Raw genomic sequence first — 26,995 nt, forward strand, 5'->3', positions numbered from 1 at the left:
TTACATATGCGGCGGAGGCGCCAGGGTGAAGTCCTCGGGCGCGCCGGGCGCGGCCTCGCGCCAGCCTCGTCGGACGGCTGCTTCGGCGAGCCGCGGGCAGCCGAAGTACCCGAATGCGGCGGGGGCGTTGGGGAGGAGCCCGGAGACGAGGACCCGTGCCACCCGCAGGGACGTTTCGGCCACGTCCTCGGTGGTCAGGTCGAACGTCATCACGCGGTGGCCGCCCGCGTGCAGCGCGCTCTCCAGCCGCTCTCGGCCGCCGGGTTCGACCGCGTCGACGGATACGGTCCCGAGGGCGGGTTCGGTGAACCGCCGCGCCTCGACCGCCATCCGTGCGTCCAGCCACACCTGCACGTGCGCGCCCAGGTCCCGTACGTGCTCGAACTGTTCGCCGCACGCGTCGAGATAGCGGCCGTCGGCACGGTGGTCCAGGTAGAGCCCGCGGGCGAGCAGGCCCGCCTCGACTGCCTGGAAGACCCAGCCGTCGGGGCCGGTCAGGCCCTGGGTGAAGACCCAGGTGTGGACGGCTTCGAGTACCGCCTTGCGGGCGGCCTCGGCGGGGTCGTACTTGCAGGCGAACCCGGCCGCGTACAGGCCGAGGTTCGGATCGTGGACGAGCGCGGCCATGCAGGGGGCGAACTCCGACGGTATCTCGACGAGGTGGACGTCGAGCGCGGATCCGGCCAGGTCGTCCATGAGGCCGGGCACACTGGCCGGGTCGATGCCGCGGGCGGGTCCGTCGAGGTGCCACCACAGTTCCAGGGCATCGCGTTCGACGATCTCCAGCAGGCCGCGCTCGACGGCGTCGTCGAGTCCCTGTCCGGTGGCTATGCCGGCGTAGTTGAGGTGGTGGGTGCGGGGCAGCTCGCGCAGGTCGCCCTGGCGCCAGTTGAGGTGGGTGAGGGCGAGCGGCGCCAGCACCTCCGCCGTTCGTCCGCCGGGCAGCCGCTCGGTGCCGCGCGTCCACAGGGACGGGGTGTCGGGGGTGAGGCGGCGGTAGGGGAACTTCTCCCGCGTGTACTGCCAGGGCGCGTAGGCGGGCAGGTCGTCGGGGCCGTAGAGCCGCAGGCCCTTGTCCGCCAGTTCGGCGGCGGTGGCGCGCAGGGGGGCGTCGGGGTGGCCGGGCGGCGGCACACGGTTGCCGCAGTACCGCTCGATCCCTTCGGCTATCGCGGCGACGCGGGCCTGCCCGGGGTCGCCGAAGGTGGTGCCGAGGGAGACCCGGTCGGCGGGCCACAGGCCGAGTCTGCGGGCGTCGGATATCTCGGCCGTGAGCGCGGTGTAGCGAGGCGGGGCGCCCGCCGGGTGGTCAACGGGGTTGACCCTGCGGACGATGCCGCAGACGGGGTCGACGAGAGCTTCCAGCGGCAGCGCCGTCATCGCGGGATCTCCTTGGCGGGATCGATGGAGGGTGGATCGATGGAGCGGGAATGCGGCAGGACGTGCAGGGTCAGCGCCGCGCTCTTCGCGTCGACTTCTCGCCGGGAGGCGAGCAGCCGGCGGGCCGTGACCGGATCGCCCCCGGTGTGGGGGTTGCGGGCGTGCGCGGGGAAATGGTGTCCGGCGATCTCGACCCGCAGCCGTGTGCCGGCGCGCAGCCGACGCGCGATCCGGCCGAGTTCGACGGTGAACCCGCCCTTGGGGTCGGCCGGCTGTTCCCTCCGCAGGACGCCGACGGCGAGTCGCTCGGCGGTCCCTTCCGGAGTGAGGGCGACGAGACGGGCGGCCCAGTCGGCGGACGGGGTGTCGGCGGTGGCCCGCAGCCGTATCCGTACGGGTCCGACGGCGTCGAGCGGTTGCGGCAGCGGCGTGGTGGCCAGCAGGCAACGGTCGGGGAGTCCTCGGGTGGGCACGGTGAGGTCGTCGGAGCGGACGGGGCGGTCGGGGTCGGCGGTGAAGGCGGAGCCGCGCAGCAGCCGCAGTCGCCATGTGCGTGGTTCGCCGTCGGTGCCCGCGGGCAGCCACAGGTCGCCGCCGCCCAGCGCCGTCGCGCCGTGACGGCCTGGAGCGAGTTCGCCGGCGAGGCCGCGGCGGGCCCAGCGCACGTACAGCTCGCCGAGGCTCACCCGGTGGGCGGGACCCGCGTCGGGTCCGGGCGCGGAGACGAGACCGTGCCCCCAGGGGCCGAGGAGGAGGCGGGCCGAGGGTCCGCCCCAGGTGCGCCACAGCGCGACCGTGTCCTCGGTGAAGGGGTCGTGATGGCCGCCGATCGCGAGCAGGGGCATGGTGGCGTGCGCGGCCCGCGAGGCGAGTCGGCCGCGATCGCGGTGCCGCCACAGGCCCGCCCAGGAGGGCAGGTCCCGGCCCAGCCGCTCGGGGAGGCCGGTGAGCGGCAGGTGGGTGAGCAGACCGGGGTCCGCGGCGAGGGCGTCGTCCAGCGCGGCTTCGTCACTGTCGCGCCGGTCGCCGTGGGCGGCCCACCACCCGGCGCGGGCCAGCAGCCTCTCCACGCCGGAGGGTTCGCGCGCGGTCTCGGCTGGGCCGAGTGCGGGCACGGCGGCGATGACGGCGTCCGGCCGGGCATCCGGCTCTCCGTCCGTGTCGAGGGCGAGGACGAGTGCGCAGTGGGCGGCGTAGGAGGCGCCGACGGCGACGTACCTCCCGTCACTCCACGGCCGGCGCCGGATCCAGCGCGCCGTCGCCGCCCCGTCGGCGGCCTCTCCCTCGTACGGATGCCACTTCCCCCGCGAGGCGAACCGGCCGCGCACGTCCTGGACGACGGCGGCGAACCCCCGTCGGGCCCAGCCGTGTGCCTCCGCCCGGTGCCGGGCGCGGTCGTAGGGGGTACGGATGAGGACGGCGGGGAAGGGACCCCCGCCGTCGGGAAGACGTACGTCCGTGGCGAGACCTTCGACGGTCGCATGGAAGGACGTCATCCGTTCTTCTTCGGCATCGGTGCGACGGCGGGAACGGGAAGGACGGGGTGCTCGGTGACGGTCAGCGTGCGCAGGTCCACGTGCCGGAGTCGGCGCCGTGCCGGGAAGCCGGCGGTGTCGGCGGTGTCGTGGGCCCACCGGGCGAGGTCGTCGGCCAGCAGGGCCGCGAGCAGCGCGGCGGCGGGAACGGTCGGCCGGACCGGTGTGCCGGACGTACGGGGTCCGTTCCAGTAGGCGGCCAGCTCGCGGTGGGCAGGGGTGGCGGCGAGCCGGCGGGCCCGGACGTGTGCCGAGGTGACGTCTCCGGGGGCGGCGGCGAGGGGTTCGACGTACGCCTGCCAGCCCTCGCGGTGGCAGCGCAGCCAGGCGACCCCGTGCTCGGGCAGCCGGTCGGCGGCCTCCCACAGCCCGTCGGGCACGGGTCCGTCGAGGCACCACACGACGGCGGCGGGGTCGCCGTCGAGCAGGTCGCCGATCTCCGCCGGGGGCGTGTCCGAAGCGGTCACCGCGGGTGCCGTCCGGGGCTCGGCGCCCAGGGCGGTCAGGTGTACGGCGAGCGCTCCGGTCAGCGCCGGTTCGCCGAGGAGGCGGATGCTCCGGCGGGCGGCGGGCCACCGCGGGCGCCGCGGTTCGTCCGCCAGGTAGCCGGCCTCCTCGAAGGCCCTCACCACGCGGTGCAGTTCCTCGTTCATCGGGGCTTCGTTCATCGGGGCTTCATCCATCGGGGCTTCGTCGGCGCCGGAGAGCAGGGCGAGCAGGGCGCTCTCGTCCGCGTCTCGCGTCCTCACGCTGAGGAACTCCCCTTCGGTCGTGCGGACGGCGAGACCCCGTCCGGGCACGGCGACGACTTCGACACCGGATAGGAGCCGGCTACGGGACACGACGATCCTCCTGACGACACGGTTGGGATGGGCGTGGGCCCGCCCGGAAGGCAACGGGCGGGCCCACGGTCGAGGGTGACGAGCCCTCGCTTACTCCTCGGTGTCCTCGAAGGGGTTCTCGACGAGGGCGTTGGAGTGGGAGGCCGAGTCGTGGGCCAGCTGACCCGGGTCGGCGATCGGGGCGAAGATCTGCTCGTTGTCCATGAACTCTCCTTGTTCGCAAGGGAGATGCGACGTTCGGATGAGCGCCGCGCTCGAACACTAATGGAACTGATTTTCATTTTCCAGAGCGTGGATGGGGTGATCTGGGTAACACACCGGCCAGCCGCCCTCGGGGTCCGTGCCGACCCGGCCGGCCACCTTCAGTACGTCCGCGAGCAGCCCGGGCGTGACGACCTCCTTCGGTGTTCCGTCGGCGACCACGCGGCCTTCGCGCAGGGCGACGATGCGTTCGGCGAACCGGGCGGCATGGGCCAGGTCGTGCAGCACCATCACCACCGTGAGCCCGCGTTCCTCACGCAGGCGGACCACCGTCCGGAGCACGTCGAGCTGGTGGTGCAGGTCCAGATAAGTCGTCGGCTCGTCGAGCAGCAGGACGCTGGTGTCCTGGGCGAGTGCCATCGCGAGCCGCACCCGCTGCCGCTCGCCCCCGGACAGCGCGTCGACGTCGCGGTCGGCCCACTGCTCGACTCCTACGTCACGCAGTGCCCGGTGCACGACGGGGTCGTCGCCCTCGCGGAGCATGCCCAGCGGGCCGCGTGCCGCGTACCGCCCCTGCCGCACGAGGTGACGGACGGTCATCCCGGGTACGGCGGGCGCGGACTGGTGCAGCAGCGCCACTCTGGCCGCCGTGGCGCGCCGGGAGAGCCGGGCGAGGTCGTCGCCGCCGATGTGCACGCTCCCCCGGTCCGGCCGGAGCAGTCCGGCGGCCAGCCGCAGCAAGGTCGACTTGCCGCAGCCGTTGAGGCCGATGAGAGCGGTGAGTTCGCCCGGCCGTACCGTCATGTCGACGCCCCGCAGCACGGGTCGCGCGGGGTAGCCGAAATGGACTCCCTCGACGTGTATTCCCATGGACTGGGTCATGCTCGGTCCTCCGTCGGTTTCAGAACGTACGGCTCGGTGCGCGGCGCACGACGACCAGGAGCAGCACGGCGCCGAGGCAGGCGGTGAGCGCCCCGACCGGAAGCGTGAAACGTCCGGAGCCCAGCGTCTGGGCCAGGAGCCGCGAGGACAGCTGCGCCGCGGCATCCGCCCCGCACACCACGACCGCGCCCAGCAGGGCGGCGCCGGGAAGGCTCGTCCGCAGGTCCGCGCCGAAGACGGCCACGGCCAGGTGCGGGACGAGCAGTCCCACGAAGCCGAGCGCTCCGACGGCGGCCACCGCGCCCGCGGTCAGTGCCACCGCGCACAACAGGGCGAGGGTGCGGGCCCTTTGGGCACTGAGGCCGGCGGCGAGGGCGATGTCGTCACCGCAGCGCAGCAGGGTCAGGGGGCCGGCGAGCAGCCAGGCCGCGGCCCCCCAGGTGAGCGCCCAGGGCCAGAGCAGTCGCCAGTGTTCCCAGACCCGGCCTTCGGTGGTGCCCACCAGCCACTGGACGACGCTGCCGAGTTCCCCCGGCTCGACCAGGAGCACCATGGCGGTGAGTCCGCCGAGCACCGCCGACACCAGCACTCCGTGCACGGCGGTCTGGGCCGGGTCGCCGCCCCCACGGCCCGCGAGCAGCCAGAGCAGCGCCGCTCCGGCGCATCCGCCCGCGCACGCGGCGAGCACCACGGTCAGGGGCGAGTCCCATCCGGCGAACCCCAGGGCCGTCGCGGTGACGGCTCCGAGGACCGCTCCCGGTGTCACGCCCGTCACTTCGGGTCCGGCGAGGGGGTTGCGCAGCGCGGACTGCAGGACCAGCCCGGCCATGGCGAGGGACGCGCCCGCGCCGAGGGCCACCAGCATCCGGGGCAGCCGCAGTTGAAGGAGGATATGACGTTCCGTCGTGTCTCCGCCCCCGCCCAGTACGTCCCAGACCGCGCCCGGGGACATACCGCGTCCGGTCACCAGTTCCGCCCCCACGCAGAGGACGGCCAGTGCCGCGAGGGCCGTGAATCGCCGGCTCACCGTGTGTCCTCCGTTCCCGTCGTCTCAACGGCGGGAGGGGGAGCGCCGCCGACGCGGCGGGCCCCGGCCCCGTGCGGACGAGCGTTCTCCTGCCCTCCGGCGTGAGGCATCTCGCCGGCCGATACGGAGGCTGCCGTTCGCGGTTCGCGCGGCAGCCCGCGCATGACGGCCGAACCCGCCCGCCCGCGCCGGGTCGTCCGGTCGCGGCGGCCCGACCGCATCAGGGCGATCCCCGCCGGCACTCCCAGCAGGGCCGTCCAGGCACCGGCCGGTGTCTCCACGGGTGCCAGCGCCAGCCGGGCCGGGACATCGGCGGCCGTCACGACGACGGCGCCCCACGCGGCGGACCACGGAAGCCAGCGCACCGCACCCGACGCGGGACTGAACCATCGGGCCAGGTGCGGGGCGAGGAACCCCACCCACGCGACGGGCCCGCAGACGGCCGTGACCGGCGCGATCAGCACGACGGCGATGGCCAGCGCCGCCAGCCGTGCCCGCTGGGCGCGCACGCCCAGCGCCTCGGCGTCCTCGTCGCCCAGCCGCATCACCGAGAGCACCGGCGCACACAGCACGAGCGCGGGGGCCGCGACGAGCAGCCACGGCCACAGCCCTGCGACGTCGTCCCAGGTCCGGGCGGAAAGGGACCCCAGCAGGTAGCGGTAGATGAGCTGGAGGTCGAGCTGGTCCGCCATGACCATCAGGACGAGCAGCGCCGCTTGCAGGGCCGCCGAGACCGCCGCGCCGGTCAGCAGCACCGCGGACGGGCTGCGTCCCAGCCCGGCGGCGAGCAGGGTCAGCCCGCCGCCGAGCGCGGCCCCGCCGAGGGCGAGCAGGGGCTCGACCGCGGCGGGCAGTGACAAGGTCAGCACCAGCGGCGCGGCAACCCCCAGCACGGCCCCGGACGAGACGCCCAGCATCTCCGGCACCGCCAGGGGGTTGCGCAGCGCCTCCTGGAGCACGAGCCCCGCCGCGCCCAGACAGGCTCCGGCGATCAGCCCCAACACCAGCCGCGGGAGACGGAGTTCGGTGACGACGATCCCGGCGAGCGTGCCGTCCCCGTCCAGTACCGCACCCGCGAGCCGGTGCGGTGGGACGTAGGGGGTACCGAGGCACAGGGCGCATACCGACGCGGTGGTCAGCACCGCGATCACCAGAAGGGGTTGCCACACCCGTGCGCGTGGTGAGGACCGCCGGGCCCCGGCCCCCGTCCGGTCTGCCGCGGCGGGTGCCGAGAAGCGCGTCCTCACCGCAGCGCGGCCGTGGCCTCGTCGAGGACGAGCCCCAGCGAACGGGTACCGCGCCCCTTGGCCCACACCTCCGAGTTCACCTCGTGGACATCGCCGTTCTTCACCGCCGGAATCCTGCTCCACAGGGGGTTCTTCGCCAGCTTGCCCGAGAGCTTGCCGTCCGCGTCACCGAAGCTCATCGTCTCGACGAACAGCACGTCGACTCCCTGGGCGAGGATCTCCTCAAGGCTGTAACTGCCCTCCACGCCCCGGGACTTCCACGGGTAGCCGGCGATCTTGGGGAACAGACTGGCCGTCACGTCGCCCTCCGGAGTGGCGACGCCGAAGTTCTCGTCGCTGCCGTAGATGATCAGGGCGGTCTTGTCACTGGGGGCCTTCTCCGCCTTGGCGAGCTTGGCCCGGAAGGTCCGCTCGGCCTTCTCCCCCTCGGCGGTGCGACCGGTGAGGGCGGCGGCGTCACGCAGGTAGCCCACACTGTCCTCCCACGTCTCGGGCTGCATGGCCCAGAACGTGGTCGCGCCCTTCAGCGCGGGGGCGAGCTTGCCGTGGGTGTCCCCCAGGCCGATCACGAGGTCCGGCTTGTGGGAGAGGATCGCCTCGACTTCCGGGGCGATGAATCCGCCGGGGATGACGTCGACTTCCTTGGCCTTGGCCTCCCCGAGGAAGCGGGGGTGGCCGAGCAGTGCGCTGTTGGTGGCCGTCGGGACGATGCCGAGTTCGGTCAGGATGTCGTCGCAGAGCGCGAAGAGGCAGACGATGCGCTCCGGTTTCTTCTCCAAGAACACCTTGGCACCCTTCACGTCGGTCAACTCCGTGGCCGCCTTGATGGGTTCAACGGTGACCTCGGTCTTCGCGGTGGGCCCGGCCTTGTCGCTCACGGACTCGCCGGAGGACGAGCCGCAGCCGACCAGGACGGAACCCACCACCATCGCGGTGAGCCATGTACGGACGGATCTCGACGGTGCGCGCAGCATCGATGTTCTCGCTTCTTCTCCGGAAACCTGGAACGCACAGAACATACATGATAATCGTTTTCATTAGACAGTCCTGGAGGACCTCATGGCCGCTGCCGCTTCCGCGCTCCTCGTCTCCGACCACGTGGACGGGTCCGTGTACGTGCTGTCCGTGCCGGACTGCACCGTCACAGGACGCCTGACCGGACGCCATCTCTCCGAGCACGCGGGGTTCCTGGCGCTACCGGGAGGACGGGTGGCCTGTGTCGACGACCGCCGGGGAGAACTCCTGGTGCTCGACCCCTTCGGCGACGAACTCGTGGAACTCACGGTCCCGGTCGCCGTGCCGGCCGAACATCTCGCCTGCGATCCGTCCGGCCGCCGACTGACCGTCACGACCGGCCTCGGCAAGAACACCGAGCCGTGGTCGGATCTGCTGACGGTCGTCGACCTGGCCACCGAAGAGGCGGCTCGGGTACGCACACGCCTCGGCGAACCGGGCGTGACGGTGCTGGGCGGCGACGATCCTCTCGTCGTGCTGCGGCACAGAGAACCCGGCGCGCTGACCGTCCACCGGTTCGCGGACCTCCTCGCGGTTCCGCCCGGCTGTCCCGTGGTCACGCCTCACGCACTGCTGCCGCTGCCGGACGACGGGCACGGTGACGCACAGGACCCCGGATCGGGGCAGGTGTTCGCGGCCACGAGCACGGGAGTGCACTCGGCCCGGAGGGAGGGTGACACACTCGTGGCCGGGACGGTGATCCCATGGGAATCGCCCGCCCGCGGCTGGTATCTCCGCCTCGACACCCGCCGGCGTGCGCTCTGGTCCACGCTGCGCGGCGGCGCTCCCGATCCGCTGCGATGGCCGGACTGGACCAATCAGGCATGGCGCCATGACCTGGAGACGGGCCGCACGCTCCTCACCGAACTCGGACCCGGACTGGTCTTCCGACTGGCTCTCGCCCGGAGCCACACCGCCTTCACCCGCATCCACCCCGACGGCGACGAACTGGTTCTGCTGCGCGCCGACGACACCCTTCGGCGCGTCCCCCTGCCCGCCATGGACGGCGCACCGAGGCGCGGCGGCACCCCCTGGGAGGGCGTCCAGCGCCGGGCGGTAGCCGCCTCGCCGGGCTCCGACTGGGTGGCCGTCACCCGCGGCGGTCACGGCGAAGTTCATCTCGTCCACGCGGAGACGGGCCAGGAGGCGACCCGCCTGCGTCTGGAAACGCCGGTGCATCACGGCGGCCATCTGATGCTGCTCAACAGGAACGACGGAGCCGACGGCGATCCCGTGGGCCGCTGACGGGCGCGGACCGACCAGCGCCCTTCTTTTGCGGCTCGGTTCTCCCCCAGACTCCGTCCGGGGGGACCCCCACGGGGCGCTTTCAGCGTGTGTCGACGGTCGACCGTGCTCGACCGCTCGTTCCTCGCGGCCTCCGCACGCTCTCCCTTTCGACACCCGCGCGCCCCTCCAGCTCACGCGCCAGGGCCCACGTCACCGGGCACACCGGGCGCTGCCCGCAGGCGACCGTTCCGCCTTCGCCATGCCGCAACCGTTGACATGACCGGACGGTCATGATTGCGTGCAACCCATAGGTATCGAACGATCGTTAAATTTTGCCCGCCGTGGGGCGCGGCGACGGGCGGTGTCTCCCTGGGCGCACCGGCCCGCACCGTCCCGTATCCACAGAGTCACGACGAGTCCTCTGGAGTACACAGAGATGGCCGATGTCATCGAGCACGACCGTTTGTTCATCGGGGGACGCTGGGTCGCCCCAGCGGGCGGAGACACCATCACCGTGGTGTCTCCCCACACGGAGGAGGTCATCGGCCGCGTCCCGCACGCCGGTCCGGCCGACGTGGACGCGGCGGTGGCCGCCGCCCGCGAGGCGTTCGACCACGGGCCGTGGCCGCGGATGTCCGTCGACGAGCGCATCGAGATCGTCCTGCGTATGAAGGACGGCCTCGCCGCGCGCGCCCCCCGGCTGGCCGCGCTGATCTCGTCGCAGAACGGCTCGCCGATCACCTGGGCGGCCACCGGCCAGGTGATGAGCGCGATCGCCGTCTACGGCACGACGGCCGGGGTCGCCCGCGAGTTCCCCTTCGAGGAGTGGCGCCACGGCATGGGCGGCCCGCTGCTCGTACGCAACGAGCCGGTCGGTGTGGTCGCCGCCGTGGTGCCCTGGAACGTTCCCCAGTTCGTCACCGCGACCAAGGTCGCGCCCGCCCTGGTCAGCGGCTGCACCGTGGTTCTGAAGGCTTCCCCCGAGACCCCGCTCGACGCCTTCGTGCTCGCCGAGGTCGCCGAGGCGGCGGGGCTCCCGGCCGGGGTCCTGAACGTCCTGCCGGCCGACCGCGAGACCAGCTCCTACCTGGTGGCCCACCCGGACGTGGACAAGGTCGCCTTCACGGGCTCCGTCGCGGCCGGCCAGAAGGTCATGGCGAGCGCGGCGGAGAACCTGCACCGGGTGACGCTGGAACTCGGCGGCAAGTCGGCGGCCGTCATCCTGGAGGACGCCGACCTGACCCAGGTGGTGCCGGCGCTGATGGCCGGCTCCTACATGAACAACGGGCAGGCGTGCATCGCCCTCACCCGCATCCTGGTTCCGGACAGCCGGTACGACGAGATCTCCGCCGCGCTCACCGCCGCCGTGTCCGCGCTGAAGGTCGGTGACCCCCTCGACCCGGGGACCCAGGTGGGGCCGCTGGTCACCAAGCGCCAGCAGGAGCGCAGCCTGGAGTACATCCGCATCGCCCGCGAGGAGGGCGCCACGCTCCTGACGGGCGGCGGCGTCCCGGAGACGCGGAAGAAGGGCTGGTACGTCGAGCCGACGCTCTTCGGCGATGTCGGCAACGACATGCGGATCGCCCGCGAGGAGGTCTTCGGCCCGGTCGTCGTCCTCATCCGCTACCAGGACGAGGACGACGCGGTCCGGATCGCCAACGACTCCGACTTCGGCCTGAGCGGCGCGGTCTGGGCCGGGGACACCGAGCACGGCCTCGACGTCGCCCGCCGGATCCGCACCGGAACCCTGAGCGTCAACACCCTTCGGGTCGACTTCCTCGGCCCCTTCGGCGGCTTCAAGAAGTCGGGCGTCGGGCGCGAGTTCGGTGTGGAGGGTCTGCGGTCGTATCTGGAGCCGAAGGCCGTCTACCTTCCTCAGAGCACGAAGATCCCCCAGACGAAGAGGAACACCATGCGCGCGGCGATTCTCCAGCAGACCGGCGACGAGACGCTCGACGTCCGCGAGGACGTGACGACCCGACCGGTGGGCCCCGGGCTGGTGCGCATCAGGATGCGCGCGGCGAGCCTGTGCCACTCCGACGTCTCCGGGATGAACGGCACCCTCGCCCTGCCGACGCCGTTCGTGCCGGGACACGAGGGAGCGGGCGTGATCGCCGAGGTCGGCGAGGGTGTCACACACGTCTCGCCCGGAGACCGGGTCGTCGTCTGTTGGATGCCGCCCTGCGGGCAGTGCGGCTCCTGCAAGCGCGGCGAGGGCAACCTCTGTCTGAGCGGCATGGCCTCCGTCACCACCCCGGTCTTCGCCTCCGGCGGCGAGCCGGTCTTCGGTTTCATCGGCACCGGTACGTTCGCCGAGGAGATCGTGGTGTCGGGCAACGCGGCCGTACCGCTGCCCGACGACGTCCCGTTCGAGATCGGCGCGCTGATCGGCTGCGGTGTCACCACGGGGATCGGCGCCGCGCTCCACACCGCCGAGGTGAAGCCCGGCTCGCGGGTCGCGGTCATCGGCTGCGGCGGCGTCGGCATCAGCGTCGTCCAGGGCGCCAAGGTCGCGGGCGCGACCACCATCGTGGCCGTCGACCCGGTCGCCGGGCGCCGCGACTGGGCCCGGGAGCTCGGCGCGACCCACTCCGCCTCCCCCGAGGAGTTCGCGAAGCTGACCGCGGAGCTGACCGGCGGCGAGGGCTTCGACTACGTCTTCGAGGCGGTCGGCAAGCCCGCCACGGTCCGCACGGCGTACGACGCGACCCGCCGCGGCGGCACGCTGTGCCTGGTCGGAGTGGGCGCCAAGACGGAGTTCCCCCGGATCAACCTCTCCGAGCTGGTCATGCACGAGAAGAAGCTGCTGCCGTCGTTCTACGGCGGGACGGACGTCCTGAAGAACTTCGCGCAGATCATCGAGCTGTGGCGGGCCGGTGAGATCGACCTGGAGAAGATGATCACCCACCGGGTGCCGCTGGCGGAGGCGAACGAGGCGGTGCGCCAGATGCACACGGGCGAGGCCCTGCGGACGGTCCTCACCATCGGCTGAGCCGCCCCGGCGGGTTCGCACGGCGCACGCGGTGCTCCGCGCGAGCCCGCTCGCCGGGCGCGGTTCGGGAGCACCGCCGTGCCCGGCACAGCCGTGCTCCCGAACCGGGCCCGGACGAACGCAGACGCCTCCGGCCCGCACCGGGCCGGGGGCGTGCGCGGGACGGGCGTCGCGCGTCAGCCCCGTACGGGGCGGCGGGCCGTGCGCGGCCGGTACTCGACGACGGTCAGCGCGAGGGAGACGTACCGTTCCACCAGTTCGTCCACGGTGAGCGGGCCGTCCGGCCGGTACCACTGGGCGATCGCGTTGCACATCGCGATCACGGCGCGGCGCGCGTCGTCGGGATAGGGCGTGAGGAAGATCCCCTCCTTGACGCCCTGATCGACGACCTCACGGAACTGCGACGAGCCGCGCGCCTCGTTCTCGCGGTAGCGCGCGAGATGCTCCGGCTCCAGGCTGCGCCCCTCCGTGAGCACGATGCTGCTCTTGACCGGATGTCCGGTCCGGAACCGCACGGTCGCGGCGACCAGCGCCTCCAGGCGCTCGGCCGGATCCTCGCCGGCGGCTTCGAGCGCGGCGTCACAGGCGCTGAAGTAGGCGTCGAGCCCCTCGTCGAGGATGGCGACGAGCAGGTCCTGCTTCCCCTTGTAGTAGTAGTAGAGGGCGGACAGACTGACGCCGGCCCGCTGGGCGATGTCCCGGATCGATGTCGCTCCGTACCCCTGCTCGGAGAACTCGGCACGCGCAGCCTCGATGATGGCTTTGTGGCCGGCTGGTCGACTGGGCATCCTTCTCCGATCTCCTGCGGTCCGCCGACCCGCTCGCGGCGACTGAACGTTCGAACAGCATGATCTGCACACTCATACGGTCGGCAGCGACATCCTAGCGGCACCGGTCCCGTGATTGCTCCGATCAGGAGCCCGATACAGAACGAACGATCACTAGGGCTAGTGGTCGAGGCGAATAGGCTGGGCGTTATGCCCCTTATTACCCTTCGATCAGGGCTTCTCCGGCCGGACCCCTTGTGGCGCACACATCACTTAGCTAACGTTCGCTCAATTCCTCTCCCACGCGCTCAGCGATCGTCTGGAGACTCCCCATGCCCCGCACTCTCACCGACGGCCCGGCCGCGCCCCGCGAAACCCACACCGACGCGGTTCCGCCGAAGGGCAAGGCCGCCCTCGTCGTCGCTCTGCTGTTCTGCTTCATGCTCATCAACTACGCCGACAAGGTCGTCATCGGGCTCGCAGGCGTCGACCTGATCAAGGAACTCGGCCTCACCAAGGAGCAGTTCGGTGTCGTGCAGAGCAGCTTCTTCTGGCTGCTCGCCGTCGGAGCCGTCCTCGGCGGCATGCTGATCGGCCGCATCAAGGCCCGCTACCTGCTCGCGGGCACCGCCGTTCTCTGGGCCATCAGCCTCGCCCCCCTGCTCGGCAGTGTGAGCTTCGGCCTGCTGATCGCCTGCCGGGTGCTCCTCGGCTTCGCCGAGGGCCCTGCCACCGCGATGGCCACCGCCGTCACCCACAGCTGGTACGCGCCCGAGAAGCGGGCCATCCCCACCTCCGTCGTCGTGGCCGGCGCGGGCGTCGGCCCGCTGCTCGCCGCCCCTCTCCTGACCTGGGTGATGCTGCGCCACGACTGGCACGCGGCCTTCGGCGTACTGCTCGTGGTCGGCATCGCCTGGGTCCTGGCGTGGCTCTTCGCGGGCGGCGAGGGCCCGGTGCGGGCGGGGCACGCGCGGAGCGCGGCCGGCAGCCCGCTTCCGGAGTCCGCCCCGTACCGCACGCTCCTGGGCACCGGGACGATCGTCGGCCTGCTCGTCCTCTTCTTCACCACGTACTGGAGCGTCGCGGTCAAGGTCAGCTGGCTTCCCCTCTATCTGCGCGAGGGCCTCGGCTACACGGCGAGCGAGTCCGGAAAGCTGGTGGCGCTGCCGTACGCAGCCGCCGCCGTCTTCCAGATCCTGGTGGGCGTCGTCTCGGCGATGCTCTCCCGGCGCGGGGCGAGCAGCAGAGCGGCCCGCACCCTGTTCGCGTCCGCGCTGGCGGGCGCCGGAGGACTCAGCACCGTCGCCTTCTCACTGATGGACCGCGGGGTGGCGCAGATGCTGCTGATCGTGGTGGGCGCCTCACTGACGAGCGCCGGGTACGGCGTCGCCTTCGCCGCCGTCTCGGACGTCGTTCCCGCGCGGCAGCGCGGCGGGGTGATGGGCGTGATCGTCGCCGTGTACAGCCTGGGCGGAATCATCGCCCCGCTGGTCCTCGGCGGGCTGATCGACTCGGCCCCCAGCCCGGGCGAGGGCTACTCCCAGGGCTTCCTGGTGATCGGCCTCATCGTGGTCGCCGGAGCCATCGTCTCCGCGCTGCTCACCAACCCGGAGCGGGACGCGCTCAAGGTGGCGTCGCACGGCCGCCCCACCGCCGGGGAGGCCGACGCACGCTGACCGCGCGGTCGCGGGACGGCCTCCGGCTCAGTCGCGCACCGCGCGGGAGGGCTGCCCCGCCCCGGCGCGTACCGCTCCAGTGGCCCGCGCCCGACCGGTCCGGTCGCCGTCTTCCCCGGACGGCGACCGGACCGCCGGCGCGTGATGGCGGCCGGACGAACCGGACACGGTCCAGGGGTGCGGTGGCGGCTTCTCCTTTGGTCGTCTATGAGAACGGGCACGGCGCGGCGGAGCGGGATCAGTCGGTGTCGAGGCCGTCGATCAGGCGGTTGAGGAACCGGGTGAAGGTGGCTTCGGGCGTGAGGGGGCGTCCGGGGGCGGCGAGGACTTCGGCGAGTTCCGGGTGACGGCCGTCCGCGGCGACGGCGGCGAGGTAGCGGGCTTCGGCCGCGATGCGGTCGGAGGACTGCGAGGCCGCGGTCCGCGCGATCTCATGGGCGACGTGCCCGGCCACGAATGCGGTGAGCTGGGCGAGGACCTCCAGCTTCGCCGCACCGTCCAGTCCGGTGGGCCGCAGGACGGCGAGCGCGCGTTCCAGGAAGGCCAGGGCGTTGGGGCCGGGGGTGCGGCGGGCGGCCAGAGCGGCGGGCAGCCAGGGGTGTCGCAGCATGTGGGCGCGCTGGAGGTGGGCGATGGCCTTCAGGTCGGCGCGCCAGTCGCCGGCGGGGACGTTCGCCGCCGGCAGTTCGCCGCTGACGTGGTCGACCATCAGTTCCAGCAGCGTCTCCTTGTCGGGGGCGTAGCTGTAGAGCGACATGGCGCCGGCTCCGACCTGTGCGGCGACTCTCCGCATGGTGACCGCTTCGAGTCCTTCCGCGTCCGCCAGGGCGACGGCTGCCGCCGTGATCGCCTCTCGGCTGTAAGCGGGCTTGCGGCCCCTGCGGGGCTGGTCGGAGCCCAGCCAGAGCCGACCCGGGTCGACGCCCGGGGCGCCGGCCCCTCCTTCACGGGCCATGGTCCGCGCTCCCTCCCTTGATCGAGGCGGCCCTTGCGGGCCCCATCCAAGCATCCTCTATTCTCGTACAACGTACGGATATCAAGGAGGGCAACGATGGCTGCACGCACGCACGGTCCCGCGCCGAGGCCGACCTGGTCACCGCCGTCCGGTAGGCCGCCACTGGCCTCACGGTTGATGAGGGCGATCTGGCGCGGCCTCCCGGCCAAACGGCACGATGTCGGGTGGGAGCCGGGGCTGCCGGTGCCGGCCGCCGACGGCAGCCCGCTGATCACGGACCACTACTTCCCGCGCGCCGAGGGCGACTTTCCCACCCTCCTGGTGCGATCGCCGTACGGCAGGAGCCTGCCGTGGTCTCCCCTGTACGGCCTGCTCTTCGCCGAACAGGGCTTCCACGTGGTGCTGCAGAGCTGTCGCGGCACCGGCGGCTCCGGCGGTGACTTCGATCTCTGGCGCAACGAGGCCGCCGACGGCCGGGCCGCGGTGTCCTGGCTGCGCGGGCAACCCTGGTTCAACGGAACGCTGGGGACCGTCGGCCCCAGCTACCTGGGATATGTGCAGTGGGCCCTCGCCGCGGACCCGCCGCCGGAACTGAAGGCGATGGTGGTGCAGGTGGGCCTGCACGATCCGCACGCCCTGTTCCACTCGGGCGGTGCGCTGCGCCTGGAGAACGCCCTCGCCGTGGGCATGGGCATGAACTACCAGCACCAGGGCATGGCACCGTTCCTCAAGGCCACACTGCGCCTGCAGCGCCGCCTGCGCGACGCCATCACCGCGCAGCCGCTGCGCGGGTCGTACGTGTCAGCCCTGGGGGGCGAACTGCCCTGGCTGGACGACGTGATGACCCACCCGGACGCCGAGGACCCCTACTGGCACGGCGCGTCGTTGGCGGAGTCGGCGGAACGGCTCGGCGTGCCCACGGCACTGATCACCGGATGGCACGACGCACTGGTCGACCAGACTCTCGAGCAGTACGACCGGCTGCGCCGGGCCGGATGCGAGACGGCCCTGCTCGTCGGTCCCTGGACCCACACGTCCGCCCTGCAGCAGGGATGGCCCGAGGTGTTCGCCGAGAGCCTCGCGTGGTTGCGCGCCCACCTGGACGCCGACCCCTCCGGCCTGCGCCCCACCTCGGTACGTGTGCACATCGGCGGCACGAACACCTGGCGGGATCTCGACGACTGGCCGCCGTCCGCGGCCGCCACCTCGTGGTACCCCACTCCCGGCGGGCATCTCACCCGACTGGCCCCCGTGGACTCCGCGCCCGTGACGGCCTTCCGCTACGACCCGGCCGACCCCACCCCCTCCCTCGGCGGCCCGCTGCTCTCCCGTACCGCCGGTCCCCGGGACAACGCCGCCCTGGAGGCCCGGGACGACGTCCTGACCTTCACCGGCCCACCACTGACCGAGCCCTTGGACATCCTGGGGCCCGTCTCCGCACGGCTGAGCGTATCCACGGACACCGGCCACGCCGATGTCTTCACCCGCCTGTGCGACGTGGACGCACAAGGCCGCTCCGTCAACATCTGCGACGGGCTGGGCCGGCTTCGGACAGCCGAACAGGCGCCCTCGCACCTCACCGTGCCGATGAGTTCCACCGCCCACCGCTTCGCCGTCGGTCACCGCGTACGCTGGCAGATCAGCGGCGGCGCCCATCCGCGCTACGCCCGCAATCCCGGCACCGGGGAGTCGCCGGTGGACGCCACCACCTTCACACCGGTGCGCATCACGCTCCACGCGGACTCAGAGCTGACGCTTGCGACGCCTGCCCGCAGTTCCGGGCTCAGCCCCACGGAGAACAGCTGACGAGCCGGACCCGACGGGCTGACTGATCGGCACCGCCTACGTCGTCCAGGCAGCCCGCGTCCGGGTCGCGCACATGGGTCGGCGCCGGAGCGCCGATTCGCCCCGCACCGCCTCCTCCCGATCGGCGACGTATCCACGACTCCCACCATCACGCCGGATCCGCCCCACGGCCCCACCGGCGGTCGCGACTCGCGAGCGTCCCGGCCGCCGCTCGCGTCAGGACTCGGGAACGAGCCGGGGAAGCACGACGCCACGCCACTGGGCGTGGCGTGGCGCTGTTACGGCGTCGGCTACGGCAGAACGAGCGGGAACCCGACGCGCGGCGCCTGGAGCAGGGAGAAGAACATCCCCAGCACCTCCGTGTCGCCCTCCAGTACGGCCTCTCCCGCCTCGGCCGCCCCGGCGAGTTCGACGCGCCCGCCCAGGACGCCGAGCAGTACGTCGAGGGCCGTACGCACGGTCACCTGCGGCTGCTCGCCACCGGGCGCGTCACCGCGCATCGGTGTCAGCACTCCGTTGGACAGCAGCAGTGTCCACACGTCGGGTTCGCCGCCCCCGTCGAACTCCCAGCGCATGACGAGGCGGTGGGCCGCCGCGCGCGGGCCGTCCACGCGTACCGCTAGTGCCTTGAACACCTGGTCGGCGGGCAGGCCCCAGGCCAGGCCGCCGCCCGAACCCGAGCCGCTGCCGCGGGTCGGCTCTCCGGAGAAGTCGCGCAGATCGCGGGCGCCGGAGAGGTAGAAGTTGCGCCAGGTGCCGTTCTCGCAGGCGTACGCGAGCTTCTCGAAGGTCTCGGCCTGAAGCTCGCGGGCTTCCTTGTCGGTGGGGTCGGCGAACACGACGTGGTTCAGGACCTCGGCCGCGAACCGCAGATCGCCGGCGTCCGCCGTCTCACGGGCCTTGCGCACCACGGCACGCGCGCCTCCCATGAACTCCACGTACCGCTTGGCCGCCTCGACCGGCGGGTGCTGCCACAGGTGGGCCGGGTTGCCGTCGAACCAGCCCATGTAGCGCTGGTACACGGCCTTGGAGTTGTGGCTGAGCGAGCCGTAGTAGCCGCGGGCGTGCCAGGCCCTGGCGAGCTGCGGCGGGAACTCGGACAGTTCCTCGGCTATCTCGGGCCCGGTCAGTCCCTGGTTCATCAGGCGCACGGTCTGGTCGTGCAGATAGCCGTACGCGTCGCGCTGCTCCGAGAGCATCGACGTCAGCTCCGCGCGGCCCCAGGTGGGCCAGTGGTGGGAGCCGATGAGGACGTCGGAGCGGTCCGCGTACAGGGCGATCGTCTCGGTGAGGTACGAGGCCCAGGTCTGGGCATCGCGTACCAGCGCGCCGCGGAGCGTCAGCACGTTGTGCAGGGTGTGGCCGGCGTTCTCCGCGACGAGCAGGACCCCCCGGTCGGGCAGCAGGAAGTTCATCTCGGCGGGGGCCTCGGTGCCCGGGGTGAGCTGGAACTCCAGCCGCACGCCGCCGAGTTCGTACACCTGCCCGGTCTCCGTCACGAGGTCGGTGGGCGGAATCAGTCCGACCCTGCCGCTGGACGTTCCCTGCCCGAGCCCGAAGCCGATCGCGCCGTCGGGCGCGGCGGGGAGACCGACGCCGTACATGTACAGCGCGCGGCGCAGCATGGCGGGCCCGGCGACGATGTTCTCGCTGACGGCCTCCTCCATGAAGCCCTCGGGCGCGACGACGCGTACGCGCCCCGCCTTCACCTCGGCCTCGTCGACGACGCCGCGCACACCGCCGAAGTGGTCGGTGTGACTGTGGGAGTAGACGACGGCGGCGACCGGAAGGCCGCTGCCGCGGTTCTTCCGGTACAGGGCGAGTCCGGCCGCCGCGCACTCCTCGCTGATGAGCGGATCCACGATCACCAGGCCCGTGGTCCCCTCGATGATCGTCATGTTGGAGACGTCGAAGCCGCGGATCTGGTAGACGCCCTCGACGACCTCGAACAGGCCGTGCAGGGAGTTGAGCCGGCTCTGCCGCCAGAGGCTGGGATGAGCGGTCTCGGGGCAGTCCTCCGCGAGGAAGGACCAGCGCTCGTTGTCCCAGACGACCCGGCCCTCGGCGTTCTCGATCACGCACGGTGTGAGGGTGTCGAGCCGCCCCCGCGAGGCGTTGGCGAGGTCGGTCGGGTCGTCCCAGTCGAGTCCGGGCGCTGCGGTCATGGTGCCTCAATTCGTCGTGCGGACGGAGTCGGGCGTACGGAGTCGGGCGTACGTGTACGGAGTCGTGCGTACGGAGTCGTGCGGCAGAGGGCGGGCGCAGGGGCAACCGGCAGGGACTCCACGGACCGTGCGGCGAGGATCACGCCGGCGGTCATGGTGTCCCCCGGAACCGTCTGCTAATTTAACGAACGTTCGAGTAGCACCGCACACAACCACGGCCGCACGGCACTGTCAACAGATCCGGCGCGTCCGCACCCGCGCAGAGCGCCGCTCCCCGCCCGTGACGGCGATACCTCCAGGAGTCACGCATGTCGCACCTCGCCGGGGAACTGGCGCGCTGGGCCGCCGCCCACGAACCGTCACCATCGGACCTGCGCCTCGCCGACCACGCCCTCAGGGACACGCTCGCCGTGTCCCTGGCGGCCCGCGACCACCGCATGGCCCGGCTCACGGCCGGTCTTCCCGAGGCTGCGCGCTGGGCCGCCGTGGGCCACGTCCTCGATTTCGACGATCTGCACCTGCCGTCCACCACCCACGTCTCCGTCGTGTGCGTACCGGCCGTCCTGAGCACGGGCGGCGGCGCGCGCGAGTATCTGGCCGCGGCCGGGGTGATGGCCCGGCTCGGCACCGCCCTCGGCTGGCGGCACTACACCGACGGCTGGCACGCCACCTGCACCGCGGGCGCTCCCGCCGCGGCCATCGGTGCCGGCTTGGCTCTCGGTCTCGACACGGAGGGGCTGACGCGGGCCGTCTCGCTGGCCCTGCCCGCGGCGGGCGGTGTCCAGCGCGCGTTCGGCACCGACACCAAGTCGCTCCAGGTCGGTTTCGCGGCCGAGGCGGGGGTCAGGGCCGCCCGCCTGGCCGCAGCGGGCGCGGGCTCGGACCCCTCGGCGCTCGACGCCTGGCTGCCGTTGGTCGGCGGGTCCCGCGCGCTGCTGGACCACGACGCCTTCGACCCGAAGGGAACGGCGGTCCCCGGCGGACTCGCGACCAAGATCTTCCCGTGCTGCTACGCGATGCAGCGCCCGATCGGCGCGGTCCGCCTGCTGCTCGGTCGGCGGGCGATCGATCCGTCGGAGGTGGTGCGCATCGTGGTGCGCACTCCGGAGGCAGCGGTCCACCCGCTGATCCACTCCCGGCCGCGGACGGGCCTCCAGGGCAAGTTCAGCCTGGAGTACGCGGTGGCCGCGGCTCTCCTGGACCGCCATCCGGGCTTCGTGTCGTACACCGACGACCAGGTGCGGCGCACGGCCGCACAGCGCCTCGTCGCCCTGGTGGAGACCGTACGGACGCCGGGTGGCTCCGGCCTGCTCACCGGCGAGACGACCGTCGAGATCACCACCGGCGACGGCTCCGTGCACACCGCCTCGCTCGACCTGCCGCCGGGCTCCCCCCACCTTCCCGCCACCGAGGAGGAGTTCGCCGCCAAACTGGCCGACTGCGGCCCGGACGTGCCCGGTCTGCTGGCCGGCGTCGACTGGGAGGGGGCCGCCGCCCTCATGCGCGCGTCCTTCCCCGCCGCCCGGACGGAGGCGGACGCGTGAGGCGGCCACCGTGCGACGGGACCGCCGCCGTCACCCCTGAACAGCGCGTCACCACGGCGCACCACGACCGGCCGAGGAGGTCCCGGTGAGCGCGGAGCGGTACGAGCAGATCACCTACGCCGTCGAGGACCGCGTGGCCACGGTCACGCTGAACCGCCCCGAGGCGCGCAACGGCTACACCCGGCTGATGGCCGACGAGTTGGCCTCCGCACTGCGAGCGGCCGACGCCGACCACGCGGTACGCGTCGTCGTCCTCACCGGCGCGGGCAAGGACTTCTGCGTCGGGGCCGACCTCTCGGGCGGCGGCGGCACGGACCGGGGCTTCACCCGGACGGTGGACGACGACACCGCGGCGCGGATCGAGGCGGGCACCTACCAGGAACCGGCGGGCGTGGTGACGCGCGTCCTGTACGCGATGAACAAGCCGGTCATCGCGGCCGTGCTGGGCGCCGCCGTCGGCGTCGGCTCGACGATGCTGCTGCCCGCCGACTTCCGGCTCGCCGCGCACGACGCGAAGTTCGGTTTCCCCTTCACCCGCCGCGGCATCGTGCCCGAGGGCGCGTCGGCCTGGTTCCTGCCTCGGCTGGTGGGCCTCGGCACGGCCATGGACTGGCTGGTGTCCGGCCGGATCCTGTCGGCCGCGGAAGCGCTGTCCGCCGGCCTGGTGACGAGCCTGCACGACGCGGAACGGGTCCTTGACGCCGCGTACGAGCTGGCGCGGGAGATCGCCTCCACCACGGCCCCGGTGTCCGTGGCCGTCACCCGGCAGCTGGTGTACCGCATGGCCTGGGCGGAGACACCCGAGCAGGTGCACCGGCTGGACTCACGTCTGGTCTTCGACACGGTGCGCGGCGCGGACGCCCAGGAGGGCGTGCGGTCGTTCTTCGAGCGCCGCGAGCCGAAGTTCCCGGGCCGGGTGCCCGAGGATCTGCCGCCGTATCTTCCGTGGCTGGACGGCGACGACGGGTAAGCGCACGGGCGGTCCCCGGCCCTTCGCCGAGGTCCGCCCGCACTGCGGACGGACGCCTGCGATCCACGGGCGCTCGGCCCCGCATATACGCGAATCCGCCCGGCCGGCTCTCCTCGTGGAGGAAAGCCGGCCGGGCGGTCCGCTGTGCGCCGGTGCGCCGGATCCGGGGTTCCGGCCCCGGACGCGTGGCCGGGTCAGGCCCCGCCGGACCGGGGGGCGAGTTCCTCGCGGAGTACGCGCTTGAGGATCTTTCCGCTGGGGTTGCGCGGCAGTTCCTCGACGAAGTGGACGGTCCGCGGCTTCTTGTACGAGGCGATCCGCTCCCGGCTGAACTCGACGAGGTCGCTCGCGGTGACGGGCTCCGCGCCGGGCCGCAGGACGACAGCGGCGGTCACGGCCTCTCCCCATCGCTCGTCGGGGGTTCCGAAGACGGCTACGTCGAGGACCGCGGGGTGCTCGGCGAGCACGGACTCGACCTCGATGGGATAGACGTTCTCGCCGCCGGTGATCACCATGTCCTTGATCCGGTCGGTGATGAAGAGATAGCCGTCCGGATCGAGGTAGCCCGCGTCGCCGGTTCTGAGCCAGCCGTCGGCGGTGAACAGGGCCTCGTTCTCCTGCGGCCGCCTCCAGTAGCCGGGGGTCACATGGTGGGAGCGGGTGAGGATCTCCCCCACCACGCCCGGCGCCACCGGCTCCCCGGTGACCGGGTCGGCGATGGCGACCTCCACGTCGGGGCGGGTGTTGCCCGCCGAGCGCAGGAGCGTCGAGCGCGGCCCGTCCAGGACGTGGTCCTCGGGAAGCAGCCGGGAGGCGGAGCCCGTGGTCTCCGTCTGCCCGTACTTCTGGTAGAAGCCGCAGCCGAAGACCTCCATGGAGCGCCTCAGCAGGGCCGGGGTGATCGGCGAGGCACCGTAGACGATCAGCTGGAGCGAGGAGAAGTCGCGTTCGCGGATGCCCGGCAGGGCCGTGAGGACGTGGAGCATGGCGGGCACGAAGAACGCGTGGGTGACCTCGTGGCGCTCCAGCACCTCGACCGCGGTCTGCGGTACGAGATCCGGCAGCATCACCGTGTGGGCGCCCGCGGTCAGCGCGGTGACGAGCCAGCCCGTCCCCGCGATGTGGAAGACGGGCATGGCGTTCAGGGCGACGGACGTGTCGTGCCAGCCCATCTCGCGCAGCTGGAACTCGCCCGCGCTGACGTTCCGGAGGGTGAGCTGGACGCCCTTGGGCAGCCCGGTGGTGCCGGAGGTGTAGAGCTGAAGGAAGACGCCGTCACCGGTCACCGCGCCGCCGTCATCGCTCACCGCGCCGGGGTCGGCTGGGCTCGCGGCGAGGAGCCAGTCCTCGTAATTGTGCTCCGGCGCGGTCGCCTCTCCCTCGGTGACCAGCGGGATGCCGGGCAGTGCGGCGCTCAGGGCCCGCGCGGCGCGCAGGAACTCGGTCTGGGTGAGGACGATCCCGAGTTCGGCGTCCCGTGCGACGGCGACCAGTTCGGAGACGGCGAGCCGCCAGTTCAGCGGTGTGGCGACGAGGCCCGCCTTGGCGCAGCCGACGAGGAGTTCGGCGGACAGGGCGCCGGGGCGGACGAGATAGCCCACCCGGTCGCCCCGCCGCAGCCCCTCGGCGAGGAGGGCCTGGGCGACGCGGTTGCCACGCCGGTCGAGCTCGGCGTAGGTCAGCGTCCGCGAGCCCTCGGTGACGGCCGGAGCGCCGGGGCGCTCGATGGCGTGCTGGCGTACGGCGTCGGGCAGAAACGGGCCCATGCGGGTCCTCCATCGGCGTCGGCACCGGCGGCGAGGCCGGAGTGCGTGTTGCGGTGCGAACTGGGCCGGGCGGTCAGCGGAGCGCCAGGGCGTCGAGCGCGGCGGCCGGGAAGCGCCCGTAGTGCGTGCGCGGACGCCTGGGAATCCGGTCCGGCGAGCCCGCGGCGGACGCCCGGCCCGCTCCCACGCGGTTCGGAACGCTCTCGTGACCACCGTTGAACACCGTGCGGCGCATGCCGCTCCTCCGGCCCCTCGGGGCTCCGGAGAGTCGAAGGAACAGTGTTACAGGTCGAACGATCGTTAAGATATTCTCGGCGGACTCGGCGTGTCCACGAGCTGTGACGTGCCTCACGTGCCCCCGCGGGGCACGGGTGAAAGGAGCGCACCATCACCACCGACACCCACGCCACCGAACGGCCGGGGCTGCTCGACCTCCCCCGGATACTCGGCCTCGAACCGGCCGGGGCCGATGTCTGGCTCGGCAGGCCGCACGACGGTAGGCCCCCGCGGGCCTACGGTGGGGCCGTGCTCGCCCAGGCACTCCTCGCCGCGGGCCGCACCCTCGGCTCGGAGCGCCGCGCCCACTCCCTGCACGCGTACTTCCTCCGCTCCGTGGACCCCGGCGGCGAGCCCGTCGAGTACCGCGTGGACCGGTTGCGTGACGGAGCGTCCTACGCCGCGCGCCAGGTATCCGCACATCAGCACGGTCACGCCGTACTGAGCCTGCAGAGCTCCTTCAAGCGCCCCGAGACGGAACGGGACCGGCAGCCGCCGGCGCCGAGCGCGCCCCCGCCGCACCGCTGCTTCGACCCGTTCGCGGCCCTGGCCGGCGAGCAGCCCGAGCGCTATGCGTCGTACACCCTCGCGCGCGCCGTCGACCTCCGGTTCGTCGCGCCGAGCCCCTCGGAACAGGCGGCCACGCGGGACGAACTGGCCGAACAGCGTGCCTGGATACGGACGGCGCGACCGCTGCCGAAGGAGCCGCTGGTCCACGAGGCTGCCCTCGCCTACCTCTCCGACCTCACCCTCTCCCCCACCGCCGCGCTGCCCTGGGAACCCCACAGCTCCCGTCGCAGCGGGCCGCCCACGGTGATGCTCGCCTCGCTGGACCACAGCGTCTGGTTCCACCGGCCGCCGCGTGCGGACGCCTGGCTGCTCTACCGCCAGCGGGCCTCCCGCCTGGCCGACGGACGTGCGCTGACGCACGGCGAACTGTGGGACCAGGAGGGCCGGCTGGTCGCCACCGTCGCGCAGGAAGCGGTCCTGCGGCACCGTGCGCCCGCAGGCTGATCCCCTGTCCGTCTCCCGTGTCCACCGTCCTCACCCCTTCACCGAAAGGCGGGACCCTTCGTGACCACCATCCCCTGGGGAACCGGCTCCGGACTCGACCGGGTCCGTCTGATCGCCGAGAACCTGCACGCCTTCGCATACGTTCCCTACGCCCACCTCGGCATGGAGATCTCCCGGGCGGAGAAGGGCCGCGTGGAGATGCGCTGGGCTCCGGGCGAGGCGGTGCTCAACCGCGGCGGAATCGTGCACGGCGGCTATATCGCGACGGCGCTCGACGAGGTGTGCGGCGTCGCGGCGATCAGCGGGAGCGAGCCCGCTACCCCGTTCGTGACGATGAGCCTGAACGTCGACTACCTGCGACCGGTGCTGGCCGGCGAGGTCTACACGGTGACCGGCACCGTGCTCCAGTCGTCGCGCACCCGCACCCTGACGCACGCCGCTGTCACCGACGCGCTCGATCGGCTCTGCTGCCAGGCGTCCGGCTCCCTCACACCGAACCGGAGGCTGCTCGCGGCAGCACGGGAGACCACCGTCGACGAACAGGGTGGGGCGTGAGCGGTTCCTGAGCACGGCGGGCCTGCTGTTCGCCACGGCCGGCCCGTCGGTCCGGGTCCGTAGACGCGGACCAGCGGGCCGGGGGACGGCACAGGGGTACGGCGGGGCCCGGCCGGGGCGGGCCGTCGCCTGGGGTTGTCCACTTCGCCGGGCCCCCCTTGGCAGGCAGAGGGAGCGGGGCGTCCTGGGTGCTGCGGCGGGCCGCTCCCGAAGGGAGTGGACCGCGCGAAGGATCCGCCGCTGCCGAACGCCGTCCTGTGAAGGGCGGTGTGCGGGGAGCCGCCCGGTCACGACGACGGACCGCCGTGCCCCCGGCGGTCCGGACGGGCACGGCGGTCCGGTGCGGGACCGGCGGCGGTGCGTCAGGCCCGCGGGCCGCCCGCGACGTACAGCACCTGGCCGGAGACGAATCCGGCCTCCTCGCTCACGAAGTACGAGACGGCGGCGGCGATGTCCGCGGGCCGGCCGACCCGGGCGACCGGGATGTTCGCCGCGGCCCTGGCCTGGAACTCCTCGAAGGACAGGCCCACGCGCTCCGCGGTCTTCGCCGTCATGTCCGTGGCGATGAAGCCCGGGGCGACGGCGTTCGCGGTGACGCCGAACTTGCCGAGTTCGATCGCGAGCGTCTTGGTGAAGCCCTGGAGCCCCGCCTTGGCGGCGGAGTAGTTGACCTGGCCGCGGTTGCCGAGGGCCGCCGTGGAGGACAGGTTCACGATCCGGCCCCAGCTCGCCTGCGTCATGTGCTTCTGCACGGCGCGGCTCATGAGGAACGCGCCGCGCAGATGCACGCCGATCACCGCGTCCCAGTCCTGTTCGTCCATTTTGAACAGCAGGTTGTCGCGGGTGATGCCGGCGTTGTTGACCAGGACGAGGGGCGCGCCCAAGTGGGCGGCGACGCGCTCGACGGCCGCCTCGACGCGGGCGGCGTCGGCGACGTCCACCCCCACGGCCAGGGCGCGACCGCCCTCCTTCTCGATGGCGGCGACCGTGTCGGCGCAGGCGGCCTCGTCCAGGTCGAGGACGGCGACGGCGAAGCCGTCGGCGGCCAGCCGCAGGGCGGTGGCGGCGCCGATTCCGCGGGCGGCTCCGGTGACGACGGCGACCTTCTGGGCGGTCTCGGACATGGTGTCTCTCCTTGCGGGGTCGGTACGGAA

22 protein-coding genes are annotated in these 26,995 nt (G+C 72.7%); 8 read left to right on the top strand and 14 right to left on the bottom strand.

Annotation, left to right across the window (positions count from 1 at the left end; translation table 11 throughout):
- The 8 genes from ACWEFL_RS09055 to ACWEFL_RS09090 form a co-directional block, all read right to left on the bottom strand.
- Positions 1-1,380 carry a YcaO-like family protein gene (locus ACWEFL_RS09055; RefSeq protein WP_451709590.1) on the bottom strand — a complete coding sequence of 460 codons (1,380 nt, stop codon included), beginning with the start codon at positions 1,378-1,380 and terminating at the stop codon, positions 1-3.
- Positions 1,377-2,876: a CocE/NonD family hydrolase gene (locus ACWEFL_RS09060; protein ID WP_451709593.1), complete on the bottom strand. Its 1,500-nt coding sequence runs from the start codon at positions 2,874-2,876 to the stop codon at positions 1,377-1,379. Before ACWEFL_RS09060 ends, ACWEFL_RS09055 begins: the two co-directional genes overlap by 4 nt.
- Entirely contained in the window at positions 2,873-3,757 is an 885-nt protein-coding gene (locus ACWEFL_RS09065) for a hypothetical protein (protein WP_451709595.1), read from the bottom strand. Before ACWEFL_RS09065 ends, ACWEFL_RS09060 begins: the two co-directional genes overlap by 4 nt.
- Before the next feature lie 90 nt (positions 3,758-3,847).
- Complete coding sequence (gene amiA, locus ACWEFL_RS09070; RefSeq protein ID WP_243900507.1) at positions 3,848-3,961, bottom strand: streptamidine family RiPP; 114 nt, start codon at positions 3,959-3,961, stop codon at positions 3,848-3,850.
- A gap of 57 nt (positions 3,962-4,018) precedes the next feature.
- Entirely contained in the window at positions 4,019-4,840 is an 822-nt protein-coding gene (locus ACWEFL_RS09075) for an ABC transporter ATP-binding protein (RefSeq protein ID WP_451709598.1), read from the bottom strand.
- Positions 4,841-4,859: 19 nt separating this feature from the next.
- Positions 4,860-5,867, bottom strand: coding sequence for a FecCD family ABC transporter permease (locus tag ACWEFL_RS09080; RefSeq protein ID WP_451709601.1), 1,008 nt, complete (start codon positions 5,865-5,867; stop codon positions 4,860-4,862).
- A complete protein-coding gene (locus ACWEFL_RS09085) occupies positions 5,864-7,036 on the bottom strand; it encodes a FecCD family ABC transporter permease (protein ID WP_451709604.1) in 1,173 nt (390 codons plus the stop codon). The genes ACWEFL_RS09080 and ACWEFL_RS09085 overlap by 4 nt, the downstream gene beginning before the upstream one ends.
- Positions 7,037-7,110: 74 nt before the next feature.
- Positions 7,111-8,088, bottom strand: coding sequence for an ABC transporter substrate-binding protein (locus ACWEFL_RS09090; protein WP_451709607.1), 978 nt, complete (start codon positions 8,086-8,088; stop codon positions 7,111-7,113).
- A gap of 85 nt (positions 8,089-8,173) precedes the next feature.
- Between ACWEFL_RS09090 and ACWEFL_RS09095 the strand changes: the two genes are divergently transcribed.
- Positions 8,174-9,373, top strand: a complete 1,200-nt coding sequence (locus ACWEFL_RS09095) for a hypothetical protein (RefSeq protein WP_451709610.1) — start codon at positions 8,174-8,176, stop codon at positions 9,371-9,373.
- 418 nt (positions 9,374-9,791) lie between these two features.
- Entirely contained in the window at positions 9,792-12,347 is a 2,556-nt protein-coding gene (locus tag ACWEFL_RS09100) for an aldehyde dehydrogenase family protein (protein ID WP_451709613.1), read from the top strand.
- Between the two features lie 176 nt (positions 12,348-12,523).
- Here the strand turns inward: ACWEFL_RS09100 and ACWEFL_RS09105 are convergent, their stop codons facing one another.
- A complete protein-coding gene (locus ACWEFL_RS09105; protein WP_451709616.1) occupies positions 12,524-13,135 on the bottom strand; it encodes a TetR/AcrR family transcriptional regulator in 612 nt (203 codons plus the stop codon).
- Between the two features lie 311 nt (positions 13,136-13,446).
- Between ACWEFL_RS09105 and ACWEFL_RS09110 the strand changes: the two genes are divergently transcribed.
- Positions 13,447-14,790: an MFS transporter gene (locus ACWEFL_RS09110; protein WP_451709619.1), complete on the top strand. Its 1,344-nt coding sequence runs from the start codon at positions 13,447-13,449 to the stop codon at positions 14,788-14,790.
- Positions 14,791-15,028: 238 nt separating this feature from the next.
- Here the strand turns inward: ACWEFL_RS09110 and ACWEFL_RS09115 are convergent, their stop codons facing one another.
- Positions 15,029-15,745 (bottom strand): TetR/AcrR family transcriptional regulator C-terminal domain-containing protein, encoded by a 717-nt coding sequence (locus ACWEFL_RS09115; protein WP_451709621.1) that lies wholly within the window; start codon positions 15,743-15,745, stop codon positions 15,029-15,031.
- 177 nt (positions 15,746-15,922) lie between these two features.
- Here ACWEFL_RS09115 and ACWEFL_RS09120 point away from each other — a divergent pair, with 177 nt between their 5' ends.
- Positions 15,923-17,551, top strand: coding sequence for a CocE/NonD family hydrolase (locus ACWEFL_RS09120; RefSeq protein ID WP_451710019.1), 1,629 nt, complete (start codon positions 15,923-15,925; stop codon positions 17,549-17,551).
- Positions 17,552-17,841: 290 nt separating this feature from the next.
- Here the strand turns inward: ACWEFL_RS09120 and ACWEFL_RS09125 are convergent, their stop codons facing one another.
- Positions 17,842-19,716, bottom strand: coding sequence for an alkyl/aryl-sulfatase (locus tag ACWEFL_RS09125; protein ID WP_451709624.1), 1,875 nt, complete (start codon positions 19,714-19,716; stop codon positions 17,842-17,844).
- A gap of 308 nt (positions 19,717-20,024) precedes the next feature.
- Between ACWEFL_RS09125 and ACWEFL_RS09130 the strand changes: the two genes are divergently transcribed.
- Together ACWEFL_RS09130 and ACWEFL_RS09135 are read left to right on the top strand one after the other, a co-directional pair.
- Positions 20,025-21,260, top strand: coding sequence for an MmgE/PrpD family protein (locus ACWEFL_RS09130; RefSeq protein WP_451709627.1), 1,236 nt, complete (start codon positions 20,025-20,027; stop codon positions 21,258-21,260).
- An 85-nt stretch (positions 21,261-21,345) separates the two neighbouring features.
- The gene (locus ACWEFL_RS09135) at positions 21,346-22,230 is read left to right on the top strand and encodes an enoyl-CoA hydratase-related protein (RefSeq protein WP_451709630.1); all 885 of its coding nucleotides are present in this window, start codon (positions 21,346-21,348) and stop codon (positions 22,228-22,230) included.
- A gap of 194 nt (positions 22,231-22,424) precedes the next feature.
- On the opposite strand, the gene ACWEFL_RS09140 is transcribed toward ACWEFL_RS09135, so the two are convergent.
- Positions 22,425-23,996 carry a long-chain-fatty-acid--CoA ligase gene (locus tag ACWEFL_RS09140; RefSeq protein ID WP_451709632.1) on the bottom strand — a complete coding sequence of 524 codons (1,572 nt, stop codon included), beginning with the start codon at positions 23,994-23,996 and terminating at the stop codon, positions 22,425-22,427.
- Positions 23,997-24,069: 73 nt separating this feature from the next.
- Positions 24,070-24,231 (bottom strand): hypothetical protein, encoded by a 162-nt coding sequence (locus ACWEFL_RS09145; protein ID WP_451709635.1) that lies wholly within the window; start codon positions 24,229-24,231, stop codon positions 24,070-24,072.
- Between the two features lie 206 nt (positions 24,232-24,437).
- Here ACWEFL_RS09145 and ACWEFL_RS09150 point away from each other — a divergent pair, with 206 nt between their 5' ends.
- On the top strand, positions 24,438-25,286 hold the full coding sequence (locus ACWEFL_RS09150) for an acyl-CoA thioesterase (protein WP_451710021.1): 849 nt from the start codon (positions 24,438-24,440) through the stop codon (positions 25,284-25,286).
- A 60-nt stretch (positions 25,287-25,346) separates the two neighbouring features.
- Positions 25,347-25,841 (top strand): PaaI family thioesterase, encoded by a 495-nt coding sequence (locus ACWEFL_RS09155; protein WP_451709639.1) that lies wholly within the window; start codon positions 25,347-25,349, stop codon positions 25,839-25,841.
- A gap of 362 nt (positions 25,842-26,203) precedes the next feature.
- On the opposite strand, the gene fabG is transcribed toward ACWEFL_RS09155, so the two are convergent.
- Positions 26,204-26,965: a 3-oxoacyl-ACP reductase FabG gene (fabG, locus tag ACWEFL_RS09160; RefSeq protein WP_451709640.1), complete on the bottom strand. Its 762-nt coding sequence runs from the start codon at positions 26,963-26,965 to the stop codon at positions 26,204-26,206.
- Positions 26,966-26,995 lie beyond the last annotated feature (30 nt).

This window comes from Streptomyces sp. NPDC004838, assembly GCF_053600955.1.

Coding starts and splice junctions, on each gene's coding strand:
- ACWEFL_RS09055 (WP_451709590.1), bottom strand. CDS start 1,380: ATGACGGCGCTGCCGCTGGAAGCTCTCGTCGACCCCGTCTGCGGCATC.
- ACWEFL_RS09060 (WP_451709593.1), bottom strand. CDS start 2,876: ATGACGTCCTTCCATGCGACCGTCGAAGGTCTCGCCACGGACGTACGT.
- amiA (WP_243900507.1), bottom strand. CDS start 3,961: ATGGACAACGAGCAGATCTTCGCCCCGATCGCCGACCCGGGTCAGCTG.
- ACWEFL_RS09075 (WP_451709598.1), bottom strand. CDS start 4,840: ATGACCCAGTCCATGGGAATACACGTCGAGGGAGTCCATTTCGGCTAC.
- ACWEFL_RS09090 (WP_451709607.1), bottom strand. CDS start 8,088: ATGCTGCGCGCACCGTCGAGATCCGTCCGTACATGGCTCACCGCGATG.
- ACWEFL_RS09095 (WP_451709610.1), top strand. CDS start 8,174: ATGGCCGCTGCCGCTTCCGCGCTCCTCGTCTCCGACCACGTGGACGGG.
- ACWEFL_RS09100 (WP_451709613.1), top strand. CDS start 9,792: ATGGCCGATGTCATCGAGCACGACCGTTTGTTCATCGGGGGACGCTGG.
- ACWEFL_RS09105 (WP_451709616.1), bottom strand. CDS start 13,135: ATGCCCAGTCGACCAGCCGGCCACAAAGCCATCATCGAGGCTGCGCGT.
- ACWEFL_RS09110 (WP_451709619.1), top strand. CDS start 13,447: ATGCCCCGCACTCTCACCGACGGCCCGGCCGCGCCCCGCGAAACCCAC.
- ACWEFL_RS09115 (WP_451709621.1), bottom strand. CDS start 15,745: ATGGCCCGTGAAGGAGGGGCCGGCGCCCCGGGCGTCGACCCGGGTCGG.
- ACWEFL_RS09120 (WP_451710019.1), top strand. CDS start 15,923: ATGAGGGCGATCTGGCGCGGCCTCCCGGCCAAACGGCACGATGTCGGG.
- ACWEFL_RS09125 (WP_451709624.1), bottom strand. CDS start 19,716: ATGACCGCAGCGCCCGGACTCGACTGGGACGACCCGACCGACCTCGCC.
- ACWEFL_RS09130 (WP_451709627.1), top strand. CDS start 20,025: ATGTCGCACCTCGCCGGGGAACTGGCGCGCTGGGCCGCCGCCCACGAA.
- ACWEFL_RS09140 (WP_451709632.1), bottom strand. CDS start 23,996: ATGGGCCCGTTTCTGCCCGACGCCGTACGCCAGCACGCCATCGAGCGC.
- ACWEFL_RS09145 (WP_451709635.1), bottom strand. CDS start 24,231: ATGCGCCGCACGGTGTTCAACGGTGGTCACGAGAGCGTTCCGAACCGC.
- fabG (WP_451709640.1), bottom strand. CDS start 26,965: ATGTCCGAGACCGCCCAGAAGGTCGCCGTCGTCACCGGAGCCGCCCGC.